This window comes from Neobacillus sp. D3-1R, assembly GCF_052180215.1.
Classification (GTDB): Bacteria; Bacillota; Bacilli; order Bacillales; family Cytobacillaceae; genus Pseudoneobacillus.
This window is the reverse complement of the sequence record NZ_CP197471.1, coordinates 4,261,477-4,283,641: the sequence shown is the minus strand read 5'-3', so window position 1 is coordinate 4,283,641 and position 22,165 is coordinate 4,261,477. Positions and strand designations below refer to the sequence as shown.

Genomic DNA, 22,165 nt, shown 5'->3' with positions numbered 1-22,165 from the left:
CAGGACTCAAACCAGTCATTTTTTCACGAAAGTAAGGGGGATAAGGATGAATACGAAAGAAACGTATAAGCCGAAGCATCATATTCGCTTTGTGACGGCTTCGAGTCTTTTTGATGGGCATGATGCCTCCATCAATATTATGAGAAGAATCCTTCAATCACTTGGGGCAGAAGTGATCCATCTTGGACATAACCGTTCTGTAGAAGAGGTCGTGAATGCGGCGATTCAAGAAGATGTTCAAGGGATTGCCATCTCTTCCTACCAAGGCGGGCATGTTGAATATTTTAAGTATATGTATGACCTATTAAAAGAAAAGGGTGCTTCCCATATCCGCATTTATGGCGGTGGCGGTGGTGTAATCCTTCCAAAGGAAATCAAGGATCTTCATGAGTACGGGATCGCAAGAATTTTTTCACCAGAAGACGGTCGTCAGCTCGGTCTTGATGGAATGATTCAATTGATGATCAAGGAATGTGATTTTGCAACGATCACGCCTGAAACGGTTCCGCAATTAACGGAATTACAAACAGAAGATGTCAATACGATTGCCAAGCTGATCACCTTAGCTGAGCATCAAGTGGACCTTGACCGTGAAGCCGCAGCAGCTGCTCAGAATGTTATGGAAAAAGTAAAGTCATTAACAAAATCCGTTCCGGTTGTTGGTATCACAGGTACAGGCGGTGCTGGGAAAAGCTCATTGACAGACGAATTGATTCGTCGCTTTATCAATGAAATTCCTGATAAAAAGGTTGCCATCCTTTCTGTTGACCCGACGAAACAAAAAACGGGCGGAGCGTTACTTGGTGACCGTATCCGCATGAACGCAATTTTTAACCCACGCGTGTACATGCGCAGTTTAGCGACAAGAAATTCAAAGAGCGAGCTTTCGCTTGCCATTAAAGATGCAATCAGCGTAGTAAAAGCAGCAGGCTTTGATTTAGTTGTCGTAGAAACAAGCGGTATCGGTCAAGGGGATGCAGAGATTACAGAAATTTGTGATCTATCTCTATACGTGATGACAAGTGAATTCGGAGCACCATCTCAGCTTGAAAAAATCGATATGATCGATTTTGCTGACTTAATCGTTATCAATAAGTTTGAACGTAAAGGCTCGGAAGATGCGAAGCGTCAAGTTCAAAAGCAATATCAGCGTTCCCACATGCTTTTTGAAAAAGATCCTTCCGAAATGCCAGTGTACGGCACGATTGCGAGCCAATTTAATGACCCAGGGACAAACGCATTATTTGCCGCTTTAGTCGATACGATTAATGCGAAAACTGGTACGAACTGGACGACTTCTTTTGAAAGAAATGCCTTAGTAGAAAAGCAAAATGTCATTATTCCAAATGACCGCCGTTACTATTTAAGAGAAATTTCCGAAACGGTTCGAACTTATCATAAGAAGGCAGAAGAGCAAGTAGCACTAGCTCGCAAGCTGTTCCAACTAGAAGGTGCTATTGAGGCAGTTAAGGCACAGCCTGAGATTGCCGAAGCTCTTGAAAAAATTAAAGCTGAAACAGAAGGTAAATTAACACCAGAAACACTAAAAATTTTACAAACATGGGAGCAAACAAAGGCAGCTTATGCCGCTGACCAGTTTGTGACACGAATCCGTGATAAAGAAATTATCACAGCCCTTAAGTCAAAGAGCTTATCTGGATTAGATATTCCTAAGGTTGCTCTTCCTAAATATAAGGATTATGGTGAAATCATCCGTTGGGTCTATCGTGAAAATGTTCCTGGTTCATTCCCGTATACAGCTGGTGTATTCCCATTCAAGCGTGAAGGGGAAGATCCGAAGCGTCAGTTTGCGGGAGAAGGTACACCGGAGCGCACGAATCGCCGTTTCCATTACCTATCAAAGGATGACAATGCAAAACGTTTAAGTACGGCATTCGATTCAGTAACTTTATATGGTGAAGACCCAGATTACCGTCCTGACATCTATGGTAAAGTTGGCGAAAGCGGTGTAAGTATTTGTACATTAGATGATATGAAAAAGCTGTATGCGGGCTTTGACTTATGCCATCCATCAACATCAGTTTCGATGACGATTAATGGTCCAGCACCAATCATTCTAGCGATGTTTATGAATACAGCGATCGAGCAGCAGGTAGAAAAGAAGGAAGCGGAATTAGGACGCGTTTTAACGTTTGAAGAGTTCAATGAAGTAAGGGCTTATACGTTAAAAAATGTTCGCGGTACGGTTCAGGCTGATATTTTAAAAGAAGATCAAGGCCAAAACACTTGTATTTTCTCAACTGAATTTGCGCTACGTATGATGGGAGATATTCAACAATACTTCATCGATCAACAAGTTCGTAATTATTATTCTGTTTCAATTTCTGGATACCATATTGCAGAAGCGGGAGCTAATCCAATTTCTCAATTGGCGTTTACGTTAGCAAACGGATTTACGTATGTAGAATATTATTTAAGCCGCGGTATGAATATTGATGACTTTGCACCGAACTTATCATTCTTCTTCTCGAATGGTTTGGACCCAGAATATACAGTAATTGGCCGTGTGGCTCGTCGTATTTGGGCATCGGTTATGCGCGATAAATATGGGGCAAATGATCGCAGCCAAAAGCTGAAGTACCATATTCAAACATCTGGACGTTCTTTACATGCTCAAGAAATTGATTTTAATGATATCCGCACAACGTTACAAGCGTTGATGGCCCTTCATGATAACTGTAACTCTCTTCATACCAATGCGTATGACGAAGCGATTACAACGCCGACTGAAGAGTCCGTACGCCGTGCGATGGCGATTCAGATGATCATTACGAAGGAGCATGGATTAACAAAGAACGAAAATCCACTTCAAGGTTCTTTTATCGTCGAAGAATTAACTGACCTTGTCGAAGAAGCTGTTTTACAAGAGTTTGACCGCATGAATGATCGTGGCGGTGTATTAGGTTCAATGGAAACTCAATACCAACGCGGAAAAATTCAAGATGAATCGATGCACTATGAAATGAAAAAGCACACAGGTGAACTTCCAATTATCGGGGTAAACACTTACTTAAATCCAAACCCGCCTTCTGAAGAAGAAGTAGATAATATGGAAATTGCTCGTGCAACAAAAGAAGAAAAAGAATTACAAATTAACAACCTAAGAGAATTCCAATCAAGAAACCAAGCGCAAACAGCTCAGAGCTTAAATCGTCTAAAAGAAACAGCTGTGAGCGGCGGCAATATCTTTGCGGAATTAATGGAAACCGTTAAAGTAGCAAGTCTTGGTCAAATTACCCGTGCCCTTTATGAGGTTGGCGGACAGTATAGACGTAATATGTAAAAAAGATGCTCTCGTTAATAAACGAAGAGCGGAATGAGACTCGAAGTAACATTCAATTTTTTATTTTTCCTCCCCGGGAAAAATAGATGAAAAGGGCGGGTAGCTATTAGCTATCGGCCCTTTCCATTCATTCGCTTGAAAATATTTTTGCAAAAGAGATAGAATTTAAAAGGATTTCCATTATAATCAAGTTAAGATAGACTAACTGGGGGCAGGGTGGGAATGAATTGAGGCAAATTATCTATTTTGCAGCAGCCATTGCGCTGGGTTGGGGAATGTTTTACCTTTACCAACGGCAACTTGGAGCCATTTCCTTTTTAATTTTATCGATACTATTTTTTATCATCGGTTTTAGAATGTTAAGGAATCGGAAATAAAAGAGGGGTAAATGCGTTTTTTTATAAAAAATGGACAAAGTTTTGGTAAACAGCCCTGTTAAAACTAGCATAAAGCGGAAGAATTTGTTTATAATGAAGAGTATGTATTTGAGTGGAAGGAAGTGCGGATATTGAGTTTGGATCAATTCACAAAAGAGCAAATTGAAGACATGTCTCTTATTGAAATGACATACGTATTACTTGAAGGTAAAAAGCAAGCTTTACCATTTAGAGAAATCATGGATGAAATTGTGAAAGTATCAGGTCTAACACAAACCGAAGTTAGAGCGAAAATTGCCCAATTTTATACGGATTTAAATATAGACGGTCGCTTCCTTGGTTTAGGTGATAATGTTTGGGGCTTAAGAAGCTGGTATCCAGTTGACCAAGCCGAAGAAGATACGATCACCCAAATCAAGCCGAAGAAGAAGAAGGCTAAGAAGGTCGATGACGAAGATCTTGATGATTACGAAGATGAAGATCTGGATTATGAGGATCTGGATGAATTCGATGACGAAGATCTTCTTGACGATGAAGAAGAGGACTTCGATGATCTCGATGAATCAGCAGAAGAGTTTGAGGATGAAGAACTCCTCGACGACGATGAGGAACTGCTAGATGATCTGGAAGACGATGAAGACGACCTCGATGAAGAAGAGGATGACATTGAATTAGAAGATGAAGAAGAGGAGTTCTAAACTTCTTGACTTTTTAATTCTTGGAATGTAGAATCTTTTTTGGGCTCCTTTAAAAAGGAACGGTATAAATGATGATAAACGCTCCCCTTACTACGGTAAGTGGGGCGTTTTTTATTTTTGTAAAAGGAAGAGAGATACGTTTCTTACAAAAATCATTCTCCCGCTTTCATATGAATGATATAAAACGGTAAATCTAAGAAGAGAATATGCACGAAATGTGTACATAAATTAAGAGGGGGACTTATTAAACATGACAAAGTATATATTCGTTACAGGCGGTGTGGTTTCGTCTTTAGGGAAAGGGATCACAGCTGCATCACTTGGTAGATTATTAAAGAATCGTGGATTAAAAGTAACGATTCAAAAATTAGACCCATATATTAACGTGGATCCAGGAACAATGAGTCCCTATCAGCATGGGGAAGTATTCGTAACGGACGACGGTGCAGAAACAGATTTAGACTTAGGTCACTATGAACGTTTCATTGATATTAACTTAAATAAGTTCAGCAATGTGACAACTGGTAAAATTTATTCAACGGTTTTGAAAAAAGAAAGACGCGGCGATTATTTAGGGGCAACGGTACAGGTTATCCCGCACATTACCAATGAAATTAAAGAAAAAGTGTTCCGTTCAGGGCGTGAAACTGGCGCGGATGTCGTGATTACTGAAATCGGGGGAACGGTTGGGGATATCGAATCACTTCCATTCTTAGAAGCGATTCGTCAAATCAAAAGCGATGCAGGTCGCGACAATGTTATGTATATCCATTGTTCCTTAATTCCGTATTTAAAGGCAGCTGGCGAATTAAAAACGAAGCCAACACAACACAGTGTAAAAGAACTGCGCAGCTTAGGTATTCAACCAAATGTGATTGTCGTGCGTACCGAAATGCCGATTTCTCAAGATATGAAGGATAAGCTTGCTTTATTCTGTGATATCCCTGCAAATGCAGTCATTGAAGCACCGGATGCAGATACATTATATGCGATTCCTTTAATATTACAAGATCAAAACCTAGACCAAATTGTTTGTGACCATTTAAAACTAAACACACCGAAAGCGGACATGACCGAATGGACAGCCCTTCTGGATAAGGTTAGAAATTTATCTAATAAAACTAGAATCGCTCTTGTTGGTAAATATGTTGAACTGCAAGATGCCTATATTTCCGTTGTAGAAGCATTAAAGCATGCAGGTTTTGCGTTTGATTCTGATGTGGAAATCAAATGGGTCAATGCTGAACAGGTAAACGAAGAAAATGTGAGCGAATTATTATCAGATGTAGATGGTATCCTAGTTCCTGGTGGATTTGGTGATCGCGGTGTCGAAGGGAAAATTTTAGCAACACAATATGCACGTGAACAAAAGGTACCTTTCCTCGGAATCTGTTTAGGAATGCAATTAGCGACCGTTGAATTTGCACGTAACGTCCTTGGCTTAAAAGGTGCACACTCATCTGAATTAGATCCAAATACACCTTACCCAATCATCGACCTTTTACCAGAACAAAAGGATATCGAAGATCTTGGTGGAACTCTTCGTCTAGGCTTGCAGCCATGTAAGATTGAAGAAGGAACAAAAGTGTATGAAGCTTACCAAGATGAGGTTATTTATGAGCGTCACCGCCATCGTTATGAGTTTAACAACGAGTATCGTCAAGCGATGGAAGAGAAAGGTTTTGTCTTCTCTGGTACAAGCCCAGACGGCCGTTTAGTGGAAACAATCGAGATTACTGATCATCCTTGGTTTGTAGCATCTCAATTCCACCCAGAGTTTACATCCAGACCAAATCGTCCACAACCGCTATTCCGTGACTTTGTGGAAGCTTCTTTAAAAATGAATAAATAATCGTGTGATATGCTCCAATCCTTGTTAAGGGTTGGGGCTTTTTTTATGGGTAACTTTTCGGGAAATGTGACAAAGTCGGAAACATTTCCATTTTAGACGGATAAGTCACTCGGAAACTCGGATAACTCAACAAAAAAGTCGGATAACTCGTCTGGAAAGTCGGATAATGTGTTAGGTTATACAAAATTTAGTTTGAATTTAGATCTTCCCCCAAAAAGAACAAACAAAAAGCCCGGAAATCCGGGCTCAAAACTTCATTATTCTTCCTCTTCATCCTCATATTCTGCTAAAATCTCATCAAAAGTAAACTTTAACCCGTAATAAGCGAAAAGTGCGGCCATACTGGATGGGAATCCGAAGCGGTTTCCGAATTCGTCAGGCAATAATCCTTTAGCAAGCTGTAAATGAATCGACACATCCGCTAAATCAAATAAATCTTCCTTAGATGCTTCTACCTTTGTGGCGATGGCTACAAACGGGACTTCCAGCATCTCAAGATTTTTTGCACAGGCTATAGCTTCCGCATCTGTCGAGAAACGTGTAATAATTAAGGCTCGATCAGATTCTTTGATTTCAGCTAGGTCAGCAGGGAATTTTTTTGCAAAGCGGAAAGGTTCAGCTCCAAATGTTGCTTCCAAAGTCACAGCTTCCATCTCTTTATTTCCAAAAATAAAAATGGATCCTTCACTTACAGCAGCTTGAGCTAATAAACGAGCACTATCCTCGAAAGCAAATTCATCTTTTTCGTGTATGCGTTTAAACAATCCAGTTAGTTGAGTTGAAAACATTTTTAACATCTTAAGCCCTCCATATCAAGAAATCCCGCTTCCTATTATAGACTTATATCTAAAAATGGCAAAAAACAAGGGAATTTGGAAATAAAAAGAAGGAAAAATGCATGTGGATATAGAATGTATTTGAGGGGAAAAAAACTGCGTAAATACAATAAAAATATTTCTAATCTAAGTTAGGGGCGGTAACGTTGAAAGAGAAAATATTAATCGTTGATGATCAATTTGGGATTAGAATTTTATTGAATGAGGTATTCCAAAAAGAAGGATACCAAACATTCCAAGCAGCAAATGGTGTTCAAGCTCTTGAAATTGTGAAAAAACACTCTCCTGATTTAGTATTGTTGGATATGAAAATTCCAGGTATGGATGGAATTGAAATTTTAAAAAGAATGAAGGTTATTGATGAGGACATCCGTGTCATTATCATGACTGCGTACGGCGAGTTGGATATGATCCAAGAGGCGAAGGATCTGGGTGCCTTAACCCATTTTGCAAAACCTTTTGACATTGATGACATTCGTGCTGCAGTGAGAGAACATTTACCTATGAGGGCTTAAAAAAAGCCTCGATTTTTATCGAAAATTCTAGCATTTCCGTATGGTTCCGCTTTCATTATGACATTTTTCAAAACTGCGTGATGAATGTTGGTAATTCCTATTTTCTTTTGGTATGATACTAATGGATTTTCAAAACCAGTTCTTTTTTTAGCGTGAATCTTTTTACATTACATAATGATAAAAAAGGTTGGTAAACCTAACATGAAGATTGCTAAAAAGATAGAGCATGAGGAGGAAATAAAATGCCTTTAGTTTCAATGACAGAAATGTTAAAAAAAGCAAATGCAGAAGGCTATGCAGTAGGTCAATTTAACTTAAATAACCTTGAGTTTACTCAAGCAATTTTACAAGCAGCAGAAGCTGAAAAGTCTCCAGTTATCCTTGGAGTTTCTGAAGGTGCTGCTCGTTATATGGGTGGTTTTACTACTGTTGTGAAAATGGTAGAAGGACTACTACACGATTACAAAATTTCCGTTCCGGTTGCGATTCATTTAGACCACGGTTCAAGCTTTGAAAAATGTAAAGAAGCGATTGATGCAGGTTTTACATCTGTTATGATCGATGCTTCTCACCATCCATTTGAAGAAAACATAGAAATTACTACTAAAGTAGTGGAATACGCTCATGCGAAAGGCGTTTCTGTAGAAGCAGAACTAGGAACTGTTGGCGGTCAAGAGGACGATGTAGTCGCTGACGGCGTTATCTATGCAAACCCACAAGAATGTGTGGAACTAGTGAAGCGTACAGGAATTGACTGCTTAGCACCAGCGTTAGGTTCTGTTCATGGACCATACAAAGGTGAACCAAACCTTGGTTTTACTGAAATGGAAGAAATCCAAAAGTTAACGGGTGTACCTTTAGTATTACACGGCGGAACTGGTATCCCAACAAAGGATATTCAAAGATCAGTATCTTTAGGTACTGCAAAAATTAACGTTAATACGGAAAACCAAATTGCTTCAGCGAAAGCAGTTCGTGAAGTATTAGCAGCAAAACCTAATGAGTACGATCCACGTAAATACTTAGGACCAGCACGCGATGCGATTAAAGAAACTGTAATCGGCAAAATGCGTGAATTCGGTTCATCAGGAAGAGCATAAACCGAAAAGCGGAAGCGGCTCGCATAGCCCCGACAAGCAAATGTTCTCAAACCAATGAAGTCGTTTTTTGACTTCAATGGTTTGAGGTTATTTGACCTCGAGGGGCTAGCCGCTGGAGCTGGACAAATAGAAAAGCAGCATAAGCTTGAAAGTTAGCTCAATAATTTGATAACCTTTTAGTGAAACCGCCCTTTTGAAAATGGCGGTTTCAGTTCTTTTTAAAAGTTTTGAAAATACTGTCGAAAAATGAACGGGAGGAAACAACATGAAATTTTTTATCGATACAGCTAATATGAAAGAAATTCGCGAAGCTCATTCTCTTGGAATTCTGTCAGGAGTGACGACCAACCCATCTCTTGTTGCAAAAGAAAAAGGAATTTCTTTTCATGATCGCTTAAAGGAAATCGCAGAATTAGTCGATGGTTCTGTGAGCGGCGAGGTTATTGCCCTTGATGCAGAGGGTATGATTAAAGAAGGAAAAGAATTAGCGGCTATTCACCCAAATATTACGGTGAAATTACCGATGACACCGGATGGCTTAAAAGCAGTCAGCGTTCTATCTAAAGAAGGAATTAAAACAAATGTAACGTTAATTTTTAGTGCAAACCAAGCATTAATGGCAGCAAGAGCTGGTGCTACATACGTTTCTCCATTCTTAGGTCGTTTAGATGATATTGGCCATAATGGCTTAGATTTAATCTCAACGATTGCCGAAATTTTTGCGATTCACGGAATTGAGTCAGAAATCATTGCAGCTTCCATCCGACATCCTCAACATGTAACAGATGCGGCGTTAAGAGGAGCGCATATTGCCACTTGTCCGTATAAGGTGATTATGCAAATGTTTAAGCACCCGTTAACTGACCAAGGAATTGAAGCCTTCTTAAAGGATTGGGGCACTCGTACCGAGAAATAGGTCTTTTTGCTTATTTCAAAAAAAAATAGGTTTTGATACATGAAAAGTATATTTTCGTGTACACTAAATAAATAGAGACTGTCGGATTCTGTCTATAGGTGTTGGAAAAATATACTAAATGTGGTATTCTCCAATAAAAAAGCCAGTCTTAAAAATATGTGGGCTTAGAAAGGAGTCGAACATGGAAAAGCTTAAAATCGCAGGCGGTTACCCATTGAAAGGGACAGTTCGAATAAGTGGGGCAAAAAATAGTGCGGTTGCGCTAATCCCGGCAACTATTTTAGCAGATTCACCTGTTTCTATTGAAGGATTGCCTGATATCTCAGATGTAAGAATCCTCAAAGCACTTTTAGAAGAAATTGGTGGGACTGTCCAATTTTCGGATAATGAAATGACCGTCGATCCATCCTCGATGATTTCGATGCCACTGCCTAATGGAAAAGTAAAAAAACTACGTGCCTCCTATTATTTAATGGGAGCCATGCTAGGTCGTTTTAAAAAAGCAGTCATTGGTTTACCTGGCGGATGTCATCTAGGACCAAGACCGATTGACCAGCATATTAAAGGATTCGAAGCTCTTGGAGCAAGAGTCACCAATGAACAAGGGGCCATTTATTTGCGCGCCGATGAACTTCGTGGTGCCAGAATCTATTTAGATGTTGTCAGTGTGGGAGCAACGATTAATATCATGTTAGCAGCGGTACGTGCTAAAGGACGTACGATTATTGAAAATGCGGCGAAAGAACCTGAAATTATTGATGTTGCTACGCTATTAACTAATATGGGTGCTAAAATTAAAGGGGCAGGAACCGATGTTATTCGTATTGATGGCGTGGATCATCTTCATGGCTGTCGTCATACGATTATTCCGGATCGCATTGAAGCTGGAACGTATCTAATTTTAGGAGCAGCTGTCGGAGAAGGAGTTATCATAGATAATGTCATTCCTGTGCACCTTGAATCTTTGATTGCGAAACTTAGAGAAATGGGTGTCCATATTGAGGCACATGATGACCAAATTTATGTCGATGGTTCGCAAAAACTAAAAGCCGTTGACGTTAAAACGCTTGTTTACCCTGGTTTCCCAACCGATCTTCAGCAGCCAATGACCACACTGTTAACGAAAGCAACTGGCTCAAGTATGGTGACAGATACCATTTATGGAGCTCGTTTCAAACATATCGATGAATTGAGACGAATGAATGCCAATATTAAAGTGGAAGGTCGTACGGCGATTATTAACGGTCCTATTCAGCTGCAAGGAGCAAAGGTAAAAGCAAGTGACCTGCGTGCTGGAGCAGCATTAGTGATTGCTGGACTTATGGCAGAAGGAATTACGGAAGTAACAGGGCTTGAACATATAGATCGTGGCTATAGTAACCTCGTTGAAAAATTAAATGGGTTGGGTGCCACTATTTGGAGAGAAGATTTAACAAAAGAAGAGATCGAGCAACTGAAAAACGCATAAAGCTGAGCTGAGGTATTTCATTTGGCTTTTTTAAACAAAGGCCTAACTAAAAATAGATAAAGTTTTAAACAAGGGGAAGGATGAAAACCGATGGAAAGAAGCTTATCGATGGAGCTTGTCCGTGTCACAGAAGCAGCAGCCTTAGCATCCGCACGTTGGATGGGTCGAGGTTTAAAAGACGAAGCAGATGGAGCAGCGACTTCTGCCATGCGCGATGTATTTGATACGGTCCCAATGAAAGGGACAGTTGTAATTGGGGAAGGCGAAATGGATGAAGCGCCAATGCTTTATATTGGCGAAAAGTTAGGGACAGGCTATGGCCAACGCGTCGATGTAGCAGTGGACCCGCTTGAAGGCACCAATATTGTTGCTTCTGGAGGATGGAATGCACTGGCTGTTTTAGCAGTTGCTGATCATGGTAATCTACTCCATGCACCAGATATGTATATGGATAAAATTGCGGTAGGACCAGAAGCAGTTGGTCAAATTGATATCAATGCATCTGTACTAGATAATTTAAAAGCTGTTGCCCGTGCGAAAAATAAGGACATTGAAGACGTGGTAGCAACGGTTTTAAATCGTGATCGTCATTCTCATATCGTGGCCCAACTTCGTGAAGCTGGAGCACGTATCAAGCTGATTAACGATGGAGACGTTGCAGGTGCCATTAATACGGCGTTTGATTTTACGGGTGTCGATATTCTTTTTGGTTCTGGTGGAGCTCCTGAAGGTGTAATCGCGGCTGTTGCGCTAAAATGTCTTGGTGGAGAAATCCAAGGAAAGCTTCTTCCGCAGAACGATGCAGAATTACAGCGCTGTATTAAAATGGGCTTAGATGTGAGCCGTGTGTTACGCATGGAAGATTTAGTCCGAGGCGATGACGCTATTTTTGCTGCAACAGGTGTAACCGATGGTGAACTTTTAAAAGGAGTTCAATTCAAAGGTTCTTATGGTTCTACCCATTCTGTGGTTATGAGAGCAAAATCAGGTACTGTTCGTTTCATTGACGGCAGACATAGCTTGAAAAAGAAACCAAATCTAGTTATTAAACCTTAATATTTTTTAATAGAATAAAATGCAAACCCTTTCAAATTATTTTGTTCCTGGTTCGTTAAATTAGCGGGCTGGGAACTCCACTTAAATTAGGTGTTGATTATTTTCCGTAAAAAAGGGTAAAATATAAATTGTTTTGCCTTAACATAATATCTACCTTAGATCACTTTCTTCTGAAACAACTTCAACGTATTCTTCTATTTTTCCTTTCCTTACTTACCTTAAACTTTTTTGTATGGGGGAAATTCTGTTTTATTGCAAATAAATAAAGAGTGGTGTCAAAATGGATTTATCAATTACAAATTTAGAAAATATGAAGCTGAAAGAACTTTATGAGCTTGCGCGCGAGTATAAGGTTTCTTACTACAGCAAACTAACAAAAAAAGAATTAATTTTTGCGATTTTAAAAGCAAGAGCAGAGCAGCAAGGCTACTTTTTCATGGAAGGTGTTCTGGAAATTATTCAGTCAGAGGGATTTGGATTCCTTCGTCCGATTAATTACTCGCCAAGCTCTGAAGATATTTATATTTCTGCTTCCCAAATCCGTCGTTTTGATTTACGAAATGGTGATAAGGTTTCAGGGAAGGTCCGTCCGCCTAAAGAAAATGAACGCTATTTTGGATTATTACATGTTGAATTGGTTAATGGAGATGACCCAGAAACGGCAAAGGAACGTGTTCACTTTCCAGCGTTAACACCTCTATATCCTGATCGTCAAATGAAGCTAGAAACAACTCCTAAGGCCATTTCAACTCGAATCATGGATTTACTCGCACCTGTTGGTTTTGGTCAACGTGGTTTGATTGTGGCTCCGCCAAAAGCGGGTAAAACGATGCTCATTAAAGAGATTGCCAACGCGATTACAACGAATCATCCGGAAGCAGAATTAATTGTTCTATTAATTGATGAGCGTCCAGAGGAAGTAACGGATATTGAACGTTCAGTCGCAGGGGATGTTGTCAGCTCAACATTTGATGAAGTGCCGGAAAATCATATTAAAGTTGCTGAGCTAGTATTAGAAAGAGCGATGCGTCTTGTTGAACACAAACGTGATGTCATTATTTTAATGGATAGTATTACTCGTTTGGCTCGTGCCTACAACTTAGTTATCCCGCCTAGTGGACGAACTCTATCTGGTGGTATTGACCCGGCTGCGTTCCATAGACCGAAGCGCTTTTTTGGGGCTGCCCGTAATATTGAAGAGGGCGGAAGCTTAACCATTTTAGCGACAGCCTTAGTCGACACAGGTTCTCGTATGGACGATGTCATTTACGAAGAATTTAAAGGGACAGGAAACATGGAGCTTCATTTAGATCGTTCTCTTGCTGAACGCCGTATTTTCCCTGCGCTTGATATTCGTCGTTCCGGAACTAGAAAAGAAGAGTTATTAATTCCGAAGGTACACCTAGATAAATTATGGGCGATCCGTAAATCCATGACCGATTCCCCAGACTTTGTCGACAAATTCCTTCGTAAACTAAAAACAACCAAGTCCAACGAAGAATTTTTCAACATCATTGGCGAAGAAATGAAAAGCAAACGCTCAACAAGCTCGGCTAGCAGGGAATCATAGTTATTAGGAAAAGCTCACTCTGAGTTGATTGGAGCGGAAGGTGCGAGACTCCTGCGGGAAAAAGTGGGACAGGTGAGACCCCGCAGGCGCAGTAGCGCCGAGGAGGCTCACCGCCCACCCCGCGGAAAGCGAGTATCCTGGAGCGCAAATCAACTTTCAAAAAAGGTGAAAAATCCCAGGTTGCAAAACCTATTAGCCCTTGTTATAATGATAGCAGTGTGTTTTTACTAAATGGTACAAACTTATTTGTATCATCGATATAACTCTGTTTCGAAAGACTCAGGGCAAAAAGGAGATGAAAAGAATGAAAGCAGGAATTCATCCTAACTATAAAAAAGTAAATGTGACTTGTGCTTGTGGTAACACGTTTGAAACTGGTTCTGTTAAAAACGAACTACGTATCGAAACATGTTCTGAATGTCATCCATTCTACACAGGACGTCAAAAATTCGCTGAAGCTGGCGGACGTGTTGACAAGTTCAACAAAAAATACGGTATTAAATAATTTTACTTTCAAAAACAGGCAAGGGATTTTGCTACTTGCCTGTTTTTTATTTAGTAAAATTTCAAAACGTACAAAACATAAGGTTTACTAATAAATACATCTAGTCAAATTTCGATAAAAAACATAAACTTTAAATATAGATTTTTTTTAGGCAAGGAAGGAGAGGCCGCACAATGTATGTTATGAAGCACAGCGGATGGGTAGAGGTCATCTGCGGAAGTATGTTTTCCGGAAAATCAGAAGAACTCATTCGTCGAGTAAGACGCACACAATTTGCAAAACAAAATATTGTCGTCTTTAAACCACAGCTGGATAATCGGTATGCGGACGAAGCGGTTGTGTCGCATAATGGCACATCTACGATGGCAATTCCTATTGCTCACTCTAAGGAAATTTTTGATCATATAGATGCGTCTATTGATGTCATTGCGATTGATGAAGTGCAATTTTTCGATGATGAGATTACAAAAGTCGTTCAACAACTTGCAGATAGCGGCCATCGCGTCATTGTCGCTGGTTTAGACCAAGATTTCCGCGGGGAACCATTTGGTCCGATTGCGAATCTTTTATCGATTGCTGAGCTTGTCACGAAGCTTCAAGCAGTATGTGCTGTATGTGGCTCACCTGCAAGCCGTACGCAACGATTAATTAACGGTCGCCCAGCTTCCTTTCATGACCCAATCATCCTTGTGGGTGCTTCTGAAGCATATGAACCACGTTGCCGTCACCACCATGAGGTTCCAAGAACGCCAAGCGCTTTGGAAGCCGTTGAAACAGTAAGTACAAAATAATATGAAAAAAATAAACCGCCATTCTCTATAGAACTTAACCTGCCGCAACCAGGGAAAGTATAGAGATGGCGGTTTTTCCTCTATTTGCTATGAAAACTCTATTCTTTTCTCGGACACGATAAGAATGGAGGTGTAAGAATGAAAAAGAGCTATCTATTACTGATTATTTTGGTTGTCCTAGCTGGTTGTAGCAGTGGTATGAAAGGCAATGAAAATGTCGATGTTAATCATAATGCGGTTGAATTTATGAGTTATGGTCATCAAAACAAAGACCAAGTTGTGGATAAAGATAAGGATAGGGACAATTTTAATAAAGATGAAGTAACCGAGCAAAATCCCAATTTTTTAAACTTAAACACCGATAATGAAACACATGTAAACAACCAAGGGATAAAAGTAAATAAGATTAAGGATATTGTGAAAAAAAGTAATAAATTTGAAGCTGGCCCTGTTTGGACAAACGGACAAGATATGTTTGTAACGGTTTATCCGAAAGGCCGATTAACTGCAGAAGAAAGAAATGCAGCCAAAACACAATTACGTAAGGATCTAGTAAGAGCGTTGCCAACTTACCATATCGAAGTAAGAGTGAAAAATAGATAAAAGCTTTAGAGGATGGCCATAATGCTATCCTCTTTGTTGTTTAGAGGAGGTTGATTGGAGCGGAAGGTGAGTGCCTGGAGTGGAAATCAACTACATGTCATAAACAAAAATGGAAAATATTTTTATCTCTTTCTGATTTGGCTTTGACCTTATTTTTCGCCTATACTATAATTATAATGTTATGCCTGTAAATAAAATAGAGGTGAAGAACTTTGTTTGATCGTCTTCAAGCAGTAGAAGATCGTTATGAAAAATTAAATGAGCTTTTAAGTGATCCGGATATCGTCAACGATCCTAAAAAGCTTCGTGACTATTCAAAGGAACAATCTAACATTCAAGATACAGTGTTAACGTACCGTGAGTATAAGGAAACGAAGGAACAGCTACAGGACGCAAAGGCGATGCTAGAGGAAAAACTAGATGCTGATATGCGTGAAATGGTGAAAGAGGAAGTAAACGGGCTATCTTCCAATTTAGAAGAGCTAGAAGCGCGTTTAAAAATCTTACTCATTCCAAAGGATCCAAACGATGATAAGAACGTTATCATGGAAGTCCGTGGTGCGGCAGGTGGAGAAGAAGCAGCGCTATTTGCTGGAACACTTTATCGTATGTATACCCGCTATGCTGAATCACAAGGTTGGAAGGTAGAAGTAATGGATGCCAACCCAACTGGTTTGGGTGGCTACAAAGAAATTATTTTTATGATCAATGGTGAAGGTGCTTATTCCAAAATGAAATTTGAGAATGGTGCACACCGTGTTCAACGTGTTCCAGAAACAGAATCTGGTGGACGAATTCATACTTCCACTGCAACCGTTGCTTGCTTACCGGAAGCGGAAGAAGTAGAAGTAGAAATCCATGATAAAGATATTCGTTTTGATGCCTTTGCATCTTCTGGTGCCGGCGGACAGAGCGTTAACACAACGATGTCAGCGGTTCGTTTAACGCATATTCCAACTGGGATCGTTGTATCCTGTCAGGATGAAAAATCGCAGCATAAAAACAAAGACAAGGCGATGAAAGTTTTACGTGCACGTGTTTACGATAAGTTTCAACAAGAAGCGCAAGCTGAATACGATGAAGTTCGTAAGTCAGCAGTTGGAACAGGTGACCGTTCTGAACGTATCCGTACGTACAATTTCCCGCAGAACCGTGTAACGGACCACCGTATCGGTTTAACGATTCAAAAGCTTGATCAAATCATCGAAGGCAAACTAGATGAAATTATTGATGCTTTAATCGTGGAAGACCAATCAAGTAGACTTGAAGCAGCATCTGATGTCTAAAAAAGTGTATGAGGCCCTAAATTGGGCTTCTTCTTTTTTAACGGAAAAAGGCCGGGATGAAAATGCGGGAGAAATCATGCTGCGCCATTTAACCGGAATGAGTCGCGCGCAATTGTTTGCGAATATGCGTGAGGATTTGGCGGAAGATGTATGGGTGAAGTTTGAAGAGTATGTGTTTCAGCATGGAGAGGCCGGCGTACCGATTCAATATTTGCTCGGGTTTGAGGAGTTTTATGGTCGCAGGTTTCGGGTTTCTCCAGCGGTATTGATACCGAGGCCAGAAACGGAAGAATTAGTGCTGGGTGCTTTGGGACGGATGAAGCGCCTTTTTGGTGAAGAAGCTGCTGTGAAGGTCTTAGATGTTGGGACTGGAAGCGGTGCAATCGGAGTAATGATGAAGCTAGAGGCTCCAGCCGCTAACGTGGTGCTGTCGGATTTGTCGTCGGCTGCGTTACAGGTGGCTAAAGGGAATGCGGCTGAGTTGGGTGCGGACGTTGAGTTCGTGCACGGTGACCTGTTGCAGCCGTTTATTCAGGAGGGTGTCAGGTTCGACGTGATTTTATCGAATCCACCTTATATTCCCGAGGGAGACCGCTCTTGGATGTCAGTCGTGGTGAAGGAACATGAGCCCGAGACTGCCCTGTTTGCTGGGGAAGATGGTCTTGATCTGTATCGTCGTTTTATGGACGAACTTCCACTCGTTTTGCGTGAAAAGGCGTTGGTCGGCTTTGAAGTGGGTACTGGGCAAGGGGAATTGGTTGCGCGGATGTTGAAGTCGAGGTTTCCTGAAGCTCGTGTAGAGGTTGTGAATGATATTAATGGCAAGGACCGAATGGTGTTTGCTGAAATAGGATAGAGTTTTGGAGCTGCTCCTTTGATGGGGGCGGCTTTTTGTTTATGGGTGGTGTTTTCTAGGGTTATTTGTTGGCGCTGAGCTGGGAAATTAATGGTGTAATTGTGACAAAGTCGGAAACAAAGCCCATTTAGACGGTTAAATGCTTGAAATCGTCGGATATTTTGCCAAAATAGACGGATAACTCCCTAAAAAAATCGGATAAGTGAAATGTTCGAGGTAAAAGAATCGAAGTAAGTCGGCCCCAAAGCTAGTTTTACAGCAAAAATTTCACGAAAAAATCGGATAAGTGGACTACTGAAGGTTATAGGATTGAAAAAAGTAGCTCCAAAGCCAATTTTAATAGCAAATACTTCTCAAAAAACTAGATTCGTAGATTTTTTTTCATTTGCTAGTTTAAGATTTCGATTTTCTGTCCACAATGAGGATGTGAAAGGGATGGTGGCAGAAATGACAAAGACTTTTAAATTGAAAACATTGGCATTATCTTATATCTTAATTTTATCAATCGGAACTATCTTAAGTTTATATATACCAAAGAATGAAGTGACCGCTAGTGAAGCGGTGGTGATTCCAAAGGAAGCGATTCGCCTACGGATTCTAGCAAATAGTGATTTAGAATCAGATCAAGCTTTAAAAAGAATGGTAAGAGATGAAGTGAATAAAAATATCACGCAATGGGTTCAGGAATTAACATCTATCAATGATGCAAGAACTACTTTACAAACAAAACTACCAGAAATTCAAAAGATTGCGGAAGAGGTAGTAAAACGAGAAGGCAGCCAGCAAACGGTCAATGTAGAGTTTGGTAAAGTGCAGTTTCCTACGAAGTTATATGGACAGTTTTTATACCCAGCTGGTGAGTACGAGGCCATCTTAATTACGTTAGGAGAAGGAAAAGGCGCCAATTGGTGGTGCGTATTATTTCCTCCACTATGTTTCTTGGATTTTTCAAACGGTGTAGCGGTTAGTGATGGGTTTGAAGATGAGAAAAAGGTATTAGCCGCTGAAAAAACAAAGGAAGAACAAAAAGTAGAAGAGCAGCCACAAGAAATAGTAGAGAAACCAAAAGAAACACAAACGGAAGAAGTCAAAACAGAAAAACTAGAAAAGAAAGAAATCAAAACAGAACAACCATCTGAACCAAAACAAGTTGAATCTGAAAAAGAAGAACCGGTTTTTGTTGCAGATGCAGAGGAAAAAGTAGAGGTAAAGTTCTTCTTAAAAGAGTTGTGGATGAGATTGTTTTAAGAAATATAGGTGGTAGCGTCGATAAACAGGCGTTACCACCTTTTCTATTATGAAGAACGGATTTATGTGGATAAGTTGTGAATTCTATTTTTTAAAAACTAGTTCTACTTTTCCTACTTTTTCATATTCATAGAGTAAATAGGGAAAGAAGGAGTGGGGAAGGATGGAAACAATGATTCGAATGGCGTGTGAGCAGGACTTGCCGACTTTAGTACAGTTTTTAGAGAAGGCAAACCTTGGAACAGAAGGTCTAAAGGAAACAATCGAGTATTTTCTTTTACTAGAAGATGAAAGTGGTAGATTAAGAGGAACGATTGGAGTAGAGCCATTTGGAGAGAACGGCTTGCTGCGATCTCTAGTTGTTACAGCTGGAATGACCGAAAAGGATATTCTATTATTGTTCCAACAAATTTTACGATTAACAAAAGAAAAAGAGATGACATCCTTGTTTTTAGCAACAAATAAGAGGGAATCTGTCTCTTTTTTTGAAATGCTAGGGTTTACCATCGTGCCGGAAAGTAGTTTGCCAGAAGATTTATACCGTTCAGAGCATATTAAAAACATTTTAAATGTGGATAACTCGATATTTTTAAAGATAGAGATGTAAATTGTGGATATATCCTCAAAGTTATCCACTAAATAACCCTTTTTATCCACAAAATGTGGATAACAACTTGTGTTCGCATTTGAAATCTTTTATACTTGCAAACATAAATAGCCGAAAACCTACGGAAATTGTAGATTTGTGTCGTTTTTATGACAAGTATTAAAGGTGGATTGTTCGATGAATACAAAGTATTGGAAAGTGGATAACTCTGTGGGTAATTTGGAGGAATATCCACAGGTGCTGGAGGCTAGCGAATTTTTAAAAAAGAATGAAGTGGTAGCGATCCCAACAGAAACCGTATATGGACTAGGTGGAAACGCTGAAAGCGATGAAGCGGTGGGTAAAATTTTTCAAGCAAAAGGCCGCCCAAGTGATAATCCACTGATTATCCACATTGCAGACAAAAACCAACTGAATGCTTTTGTTAAGAGTATTCCGGATAGCGCAGCCCAATTAATGGGTGCCTTTTGGCCAGGGCCGCTGACGATTATTTTTCAAAAAAAAGACGGAACTCTTTCGGAAAAAGCAACAGCTGGACTTGAGACAGTAGCGGTAAGAATGCCGAATCATCCTGTGGCATTGGCGGTGTTAAAAAGCTGCCAGCTTCCGATTGCCGCACCAAGTGCCAATACATCAGGTAAGCCCAGCCCAACAACGGGTGCTCATGTGTTGGAGGATTTAAATGGGAAGGTAGCTGGGATTCTGGATGGAGGGGCAACGGGAGTTGGGGTAGAGTCGACGGTCATCGATTGTACGGAAGGAATCCCTGTGATTTTGCGCCCGGGTGGTATCACGAAGGAGCAGGTGGAAGCGGTAATAGGTGAAGTGCGGATGGACAAGGCGTTAACCGATTTGGCGAGTGCCCCGAAATCTCCGGGAATGAAGTATCAACATTATGCGCCGAATGCTCCGTTATATTTAGTGAATGGGTCGAAGTTGTTTTTGGACAGCCTTGTGGCTGAGAAAAAAGCGGAGGGGCTTCGAGTGGGCGTTTTAACGACGGAAGAACAGGTTGGAGCGTATGAAGCAGACGTGGTATTGGCTTGTGGATATCGTTCGGACCTTGAAACGGTTGCCAGCCGTCTTTATCAAACGTTGCGAAGCTTCAATGATGCTGGTGTGGATATCATTTTTAGTGAGATGTTCCCAAACGAGGGTGTGGGCCAGGCGATTATGAATCGTTTGGAAAAGGCAGCGGGGCATCGAGTGTTAGTGGAATAGGATTGAAGGAGGGGCTTCCTTTTAAAAAGGGGAGCTTTTTCTTATGTCTGTGCTTGGTTTTTATCAGGCGTGAATGGACTTGGCGGATAATTCCTAAGAGGGTTGTATTCATTTTTTTCTTCTAAAAGCCTTTGGACGTGCATATCTTGAATTAGCAAGTCCAAGGGGGCGAAGATTGAATATGACAGCAGTCGTGGGAGAGTTGTTGACACTCATTTTAATGGCGTTTGCATTAGGAATGGATGCCTTTTCTGTAGGCCTTGGAATGGGAATGTTTAAACTGAGATTAAGACAAATTTTTAAGATTGGCATCACAATAGGTTTTTTCCACGTGTGGATGCCGTTACTTGGAATGATTGCTGGAAAGTTCTTGTCTCACCAATTTGGGACAATTGCCACATACATAGGCGGTGGATTGTTAATTGTCTTGGGAGTTCAAATGATTTGGTCCAGCTTTAGAAGTGATGATGATAGTTCTGTCATGACGCCAGTTGGATTTGGTTTACTCGTTTTTGCCTTTAGTGTTAGCTTGGATAGTTTTTCCGTCGGCTTAACCTTAGGGATATATGGGGCAAAAACAGCGCTAGTGTTGATCTGCTTCGGAGCGGCTGCTACCATCTTAACGTGGAGTGGATTGCTGGTAGGGCGCAAAGTGCAAAATTGGCTTGGTAAATACAGCGAAGTCTTAGGTGGAAGCATCCTGCTCGCCTTTGGCTTAAAATTACTGCTTTAACGAATTAACGCGCCGGGGGTCTGACCCCCGGCGCGTTAATTCGTTAAAGGAATGTGTAAATTTGCTAAAATTTTAACAATATTCCTACTGAAATGGGGAATATTGACTTATAATGAAGAAATGTAAGAATGAAAACGTTTTAGGTAGGAGGCAGCTAGATGGTTCGTATTTTATTTGTATGTACTGGAAATACATGTCGCAGTCCGATGGCAGAAGCGATTTTAGCAAGCAAGAAATTGCCGGATGTAGAAGTTAAATCTGCTGGAGTATATGCAATGGATGGCTTACATGCCTCTGAAAATGCAAAAGTGGTTTTATCGGAAAATCAAATTAAACACGATCATCGCTCAAGCTTACTGACTCAAGAAGATGTTGAGTGGGCTACATTCGTCCTAACCATGACAGGGTCTCATAAGGAAGCAATTTTATTTAACTTTCCTCAAGCGAAGGATAAGGTTTTTACCATTAAAGAGTTTGCAGGGGAAGGATTGCAGGATGTGATGGACCCTTATGGCGGAAATGTCGAAATATATCGAAAAACATATCAAGAATTGAGCCAAGTGGTCGATAAAATAATAAAGAAACTTTAAATTAGATAAAAATCACTTTTAAAAGAGAGAGAA

General features: G+C 40.4%; 21 protein-coding genes. 20 read left to right on the top strand and 1 reads right to left on the bottom strand.

Going from position 1 to position 22,165, the window contains the following annotated elements; translation table 11 throughout:
* Nucleotides 1–46 precede the first annotated feature (46 nt).
* The 4 genes from icmF to ACSBPO_RS21435 all read left to right on the top strand — a co-directional run bounded on the left by icmF (nucleotide 47) and on the right by ACSBPO_RS21435 (nucleotide 6,231).
* Nucleotides 47–3,304: a fused isobutyryl-CoA mutase/GTPase IcmF gene (gene icmF, locus ACSBPO_RS21450; RefSeq protein ID WP_442596960.1), complete on the top strand. Its 3,258-nt coding sequence runs from the start codon at nucleotides 47–49 to the stop codon at nucleotides 3,302–3,304.
* Between the two features lie 227 nt (nucleotides 3,305–3,531).
* Entirely contained in the window at nucleotides 3,532–3,681 is a 150-nt protein-coding gene (locus ACSBPO_RS21445; protein WP_442596958.1) for a hypothetical protein, read from the top strand.
* A 131-nt stretch (nucleotides 3,682–3,812) separates the two neighbouring features.
* Nucleotides 3,813–4,379: a DNA-directed RNA polymerase subunit delta gene (gene rpoE / locus ACSBPO_RS21440; protein WP_442596956.1), complete on the top strand. Its 567-nt coding sequence runs from the start codon at nucleotides 3,813–3,815 to the stop codon at nucleotides 4,377–4,379.
* Nucleotides 4,380–4,629: 250 nt separating this feature from the next.
* Nucleotides 4,630–6,231, top strand: a complete 1,602-nt coding sequence (locus ACSBPO_RS21435) for a CTP synthase (protein ID WP_442596954.1) — start codon at nucleotides 4,630–4,632, stop codon at nucleotides 6,229–6,231.
* A gap of 257 nt (nucleotides 6,232–6,488) precedes the next feature.
* Here the strand turns inward: ACSBPO_RS21435 and ACSBPO_RS21430 are convergent, their stop codons facing one another.
* Nucleotides 6,489–7,028, bottom strand: a complete 540-nt coding sequence (locus ACSBPO_RS21430; RefSeq protein WP_442596952.1) for a DUF2529 domain-containing protein — start codon at nucleotides 7,026–7,028, stop codon at nucleotides 6,489–6,491.
* Between the two features lie 185 nt (nucleotides 7,029–7,213).
* Here ACSBPO_RS21430 and ACSBPO_RS21425 point away from each other — a divergent pair, with 185 nt between their 5' ends.
* The 16 genes from ACSBPO_RS21425 to ACSBPO_RS21350 all read left to right on the top strand — a co-directional run bounded on the left by ACSBPO_RS21425 (nucleotide 7,214) and on the right by ACSBPO_RS21350 (nucleotide 22,132).
* Nucleotides 7,214–7,582: a response regulator gene (locus tag ACSBPO_RS21425; RefSeq protein WP_442596950.1), complete on the top strand. Its 369-nt coding sequence runs from the start codon at nucleotides 7,214–7,216 to the stop codon at nucleotides 7,580–7,582.
* Nucleotides 7,583–7,824: 242 nt separating this feature from the next.
* Nucleotides 7,825–8,682 (top strand): class II fructose-bisphosphate aldolase, encoded by an 858-nt coding sequence (locus ACSBPO_RS21420; RefSeq protein WP_442596948.1) that lies wholly within the window; start codon nucleotides 7,825–7,827, stop codon nucleotides 8,680–8,682.
* Nucleotides 8,683–8,947: 265 nt separating this feature from the next.
* Complete coding sequence (gene fsa / locus ACSBPO_RS21415) at nucleotides 8,948–9,598, top strand: fructose-6-phosphate aldolase (protein ID WP_442596946.1); 651 nt, start codon at nucleotides 8,948–8,950, stop codon at nucleotides 9,596–9,598.
* A 181-nt stretch (nucleotides 9,599–9,779) separates the two neighbouring features.
* Nucleotides 9,780–11,066 (top strand): UDP-N-acetylglucosamine 1-carboxyvinyltransferase, encoded by a 1,287-nt coding sequence (locus tag ACSBPO_RS21410; RefSeq protein WP_442596944.1) that lies wholly within the window; start codon nucleotides 9,780–9,782, stop codon nucleotides 11,064–11,066.
* A 90-nt stretch (nucleotides 11,067–11,156) separates the two neighbouring features.
* A complete protein-coding gene (gene glpX, locus ACSBPO_RS21405; protein WP_442596942.1) occupies nucleotides 11,157–12,122 on the top strand; it encodes a class II fructose-bisphosphatase in 966 nt (321 codons plus the stop codon).
* Nucleotides 12,123–12,402: 280 nt separating this feature from the next.
* On the top strand, nucleotides 12,403–13,692 hold the full coding sequence (gene rho / locus ACSBPO_RS21400) for a transcription termination factor Rho (RefSeq protein WP_442596940.1): 1,290 nt from the start codon (nucleotides 12,403–12,405) through the stop codon (nucleotides 13,690–13,692).
* Between the two features lie 304 nt (nucleotides 13,693–13,996).
* Nucleotides 13,997–14,197: a 50S ribosomal protein L31 gene (gene rpmE / locus ACSBPO_RS21395; RefSeq protein ID WP_442596938.1), complete on the top strand. Its 201-nt coding sequence runs from the start codon at nucleotides 13,997–13,999 to the stop codon at nucleotides 14,195–14,197.
* 173 nt (nucleotides 14,198–14,370) lie between these two features.
* On the top strand, nucleotides 14,371–14,988 hold the full coding sequence (locus ACSBPO_RS21390; protein WP_442596936.1) for a thymidine kinase: 618 nt from the start codon (nucleotides 14,371–14,373) through the stop codon (nucleotides 14,986–14,988).
* 138 nt (nucleotides 14,989–15,126) lie between these two features.
* A complete protein-coding gene (locus ACSBPO_RS21385) occupies nucleotides 15,127–15,591 on the top strand; it encodes a hypothetical protein (RefSeq protein WP_442596934.1) in 465 nt (154 codons plus the stop codon).
* 212 nt (nucleotides 15,592–15,803) lie between these two features.
* Entirely contained in the window at nucleotides 15,804–16,877 is a 1,074-nt protein-coding gene (gene prfA / locus ACSBPO_RS21380) for a peptide chain release factor 1 (RefSeq protein WP_442596932.1), read from the top strand.
* Nucleotides 16,870–17,733, top strand: coding sequence for a peptide chain release factor N(5)-glutamine methyltransferase (gene prmC / locus ACSBPO_RS21375; RefSeq protein WP_442596930.1), 864 nt, complete (start codon nucleotides 16,870–16,872; stop codon nucleotides 17,731–17,733). Before prfA ends, prmC begins: the two co-directional genes overlap by 8 nt.
* A 435-nt stretch (nucleotides 17,734–18,168) precedes the next feature.
* Nucleotides 18,169–18,981, top strand: a complete 813-nt coding sequence (gene spoIIR / locus ACSBPO_RS21370; protein ID WP_442600422.1) for a stage II sporulation protein R — start codon at nucleotides 18,169–18,171, stop codon at nucleotides 18,979–18,981.
* A gap of 163 nt (nucleotides 18,982–19,144) precedes the next feature.
* The gene (locus tag ACSBPO_RS21365; RefSeq protein WP_442596928.1) at nucleotides 19,145–19,588 is read left to right on the top strand and encodes a GNAT family N-acetyltransferase; all 444 of its coding nucleotides are present in this window, start codon (nucleotides 19,145–19,147) and stop codon (nucleotides 19,586–19,588) included.
* 177 nt (nucleotides 19,589–19,765) lie between these two features.
* The gene (locus ACSBPO_RS21360) at nucleotides 19,766–20,809 is read left to right on the top strand and encodes an L-threonylcarbamoyladenylate synthase (RefSeq protein WP_442596926.1); all 1,044 of its coding nucleotides are present in this window, start codon (nucleotides 19,766–19,768) and stop codon (nucleotides 20,807–20,809) included.
* Between the two features lie 181 nt (nucleotides 20,810–20,990).
* Complete coding sequence (locus ACSBPO_RS21355) at nucleotides 20,991–21,542, top strand: manganese efflux pump MntP (RefSeq protein WP_442596923.1); 552 nt, start codon at nucleotides 20,991–20,993, stop codon at nucleotides 21,540–21,542.
* 158 nt (nucleotides 21,543–21,700) lie between these two features.
* The gene (locus tag ACSBPO_RS21350; RefSeq protein WP_442596921.1) at nucleotides 21,701–22,132 is read left to right on the top strand and encodes a low molecular weight protein arginine phosphatase; all 432 of its coding nucleotides are present in this window, start codon (nucleotides 21,701–21,703) and stop codon (nucleotides 22,130–22,132) included.
* The last annotated feature ends 33 nt before the right edge of the window (nucleotides 22,133–22,165 follow it).

Excerpts from the sequence above, each read along its gene's own strand:
- ACSBPO_RS21390 (WP_442596936.1), top strand. The coding sequence starts at position 14,371 with ATGTATGTTATGAAGCACAGCGGATGGGTAGAGGTCATCTGCGGAAGT.
- rpmE (WP_442596938.1), top strand. The coding sequence starts at position 13,997 with ATGAAAGCAGGAATTCATCCTAACTATAAAAAAGTAAATGTGACTTGT.
- spoIIR (WP_442600422.1), top strand. The coding sequence starts at position 18,169 with ATGGTGGCAGAAATGACAAAGACTTTTAAATTGAAAACATTGGCATTA.
- prmC (WP_442596930.1), top strand. The coding sequence starts at position 16,870 with ATGTCTAAAAAAGTGTATGAGGCCCTAAATTGGGCTTCTTCTTTTTTA.
- ACSBPO_RS21410 (WP_442596944.1), top strand. The coding sequence starts at position 9,780 with ATGGAAAAGCTTAAAATCGCAGGCGGTTACCCATTGAAAGGGACAGTT.
- glpX (WP_442596942.1), top strand. The coding sequence starts at position 11,157 with ATGGAAAGAAGCTTATCGATGGAGCTTGTCCGTGTCACAGAAGCAGCA.
- ACSBPO_RS21360 (WP_442596926.1), top strand. The coding sequence starts at position 19,766 with ATGAATACAAAGTATTGGAAAGTGGATAACTCTGTGGGTAATTTGGAG.
- ACSBPO_RS21350 (WP_442596921.1), top strand. The coding sequence starts at position 21,701 with ATGGTTCGTATTTTATTTGTATGTACTGGAAATACATGTCGCAGTCCG.
- ACSBPO_RS21430 (WP_442596952.1), bottom strand. The coding sequence starts at position 7,028 with ATGTTAAAAATGTTTTCAACTCAACTAACTGGATTGTTTAAACGCATA.
- ACSBPO_RS21385 (WP_442596934.1), top strand. The coding sequence starts at position 15,127 with ATGAAAAAGAGCTATCTATTACTGATTATTTTGGTTGTCCTAGCTGGT.
- ACSBPO_RS21365 (WP_442596928.1), top strand. The coding sequence starts at position 19,145 with ATGGAAACAATGATTCGAATGGCGTGTGAGCAGGACTTGCCGACTTTA.
- ACSBPO_RS21435 (WP_442596954.1), top strand. The coding sequence starts at position 4,630 with ATGACAAAGTATATATTCGTTACAGGCGGTGTGGTTTCGTCTTTAGGG.
- rho (WP_442596940.1), top strand. The coding sequence starts at position 12,403 with ATGGATTTATCAATTACAAATTTAGAAAATATGAAGCTGAAAGAACTT.
- icmF (WP_442596960.1), top strand. The coding sequence starts at position 47 with ATGAATACGAAAGAAACGTATAAGCCGAAGCATCATATTCGCTTTGTG.
- ACSBPO_RS21355 (WP_442596923.1), top strand. The coding sequence starts at position 20,991 with ATGACAGCAGTCGTGGGAGAGTTGTTGACACTCATTTTAATGGCGTTT.
- ACSBPO_RS21420 (WP_442596948.1), top strand. The coding sequence starts at position 7,825 with ATGCCTTTAGTTTCAATGACAGAAATGTTAAAAAAAGCAAATGCAGAA.
- fsa (WP_442596946.1), top strand. The coding sequence starts at position 8,948 with ATGAAATTTTTTATCGATACAGCTAATATGAAAGAAATTCGCGAAGCT.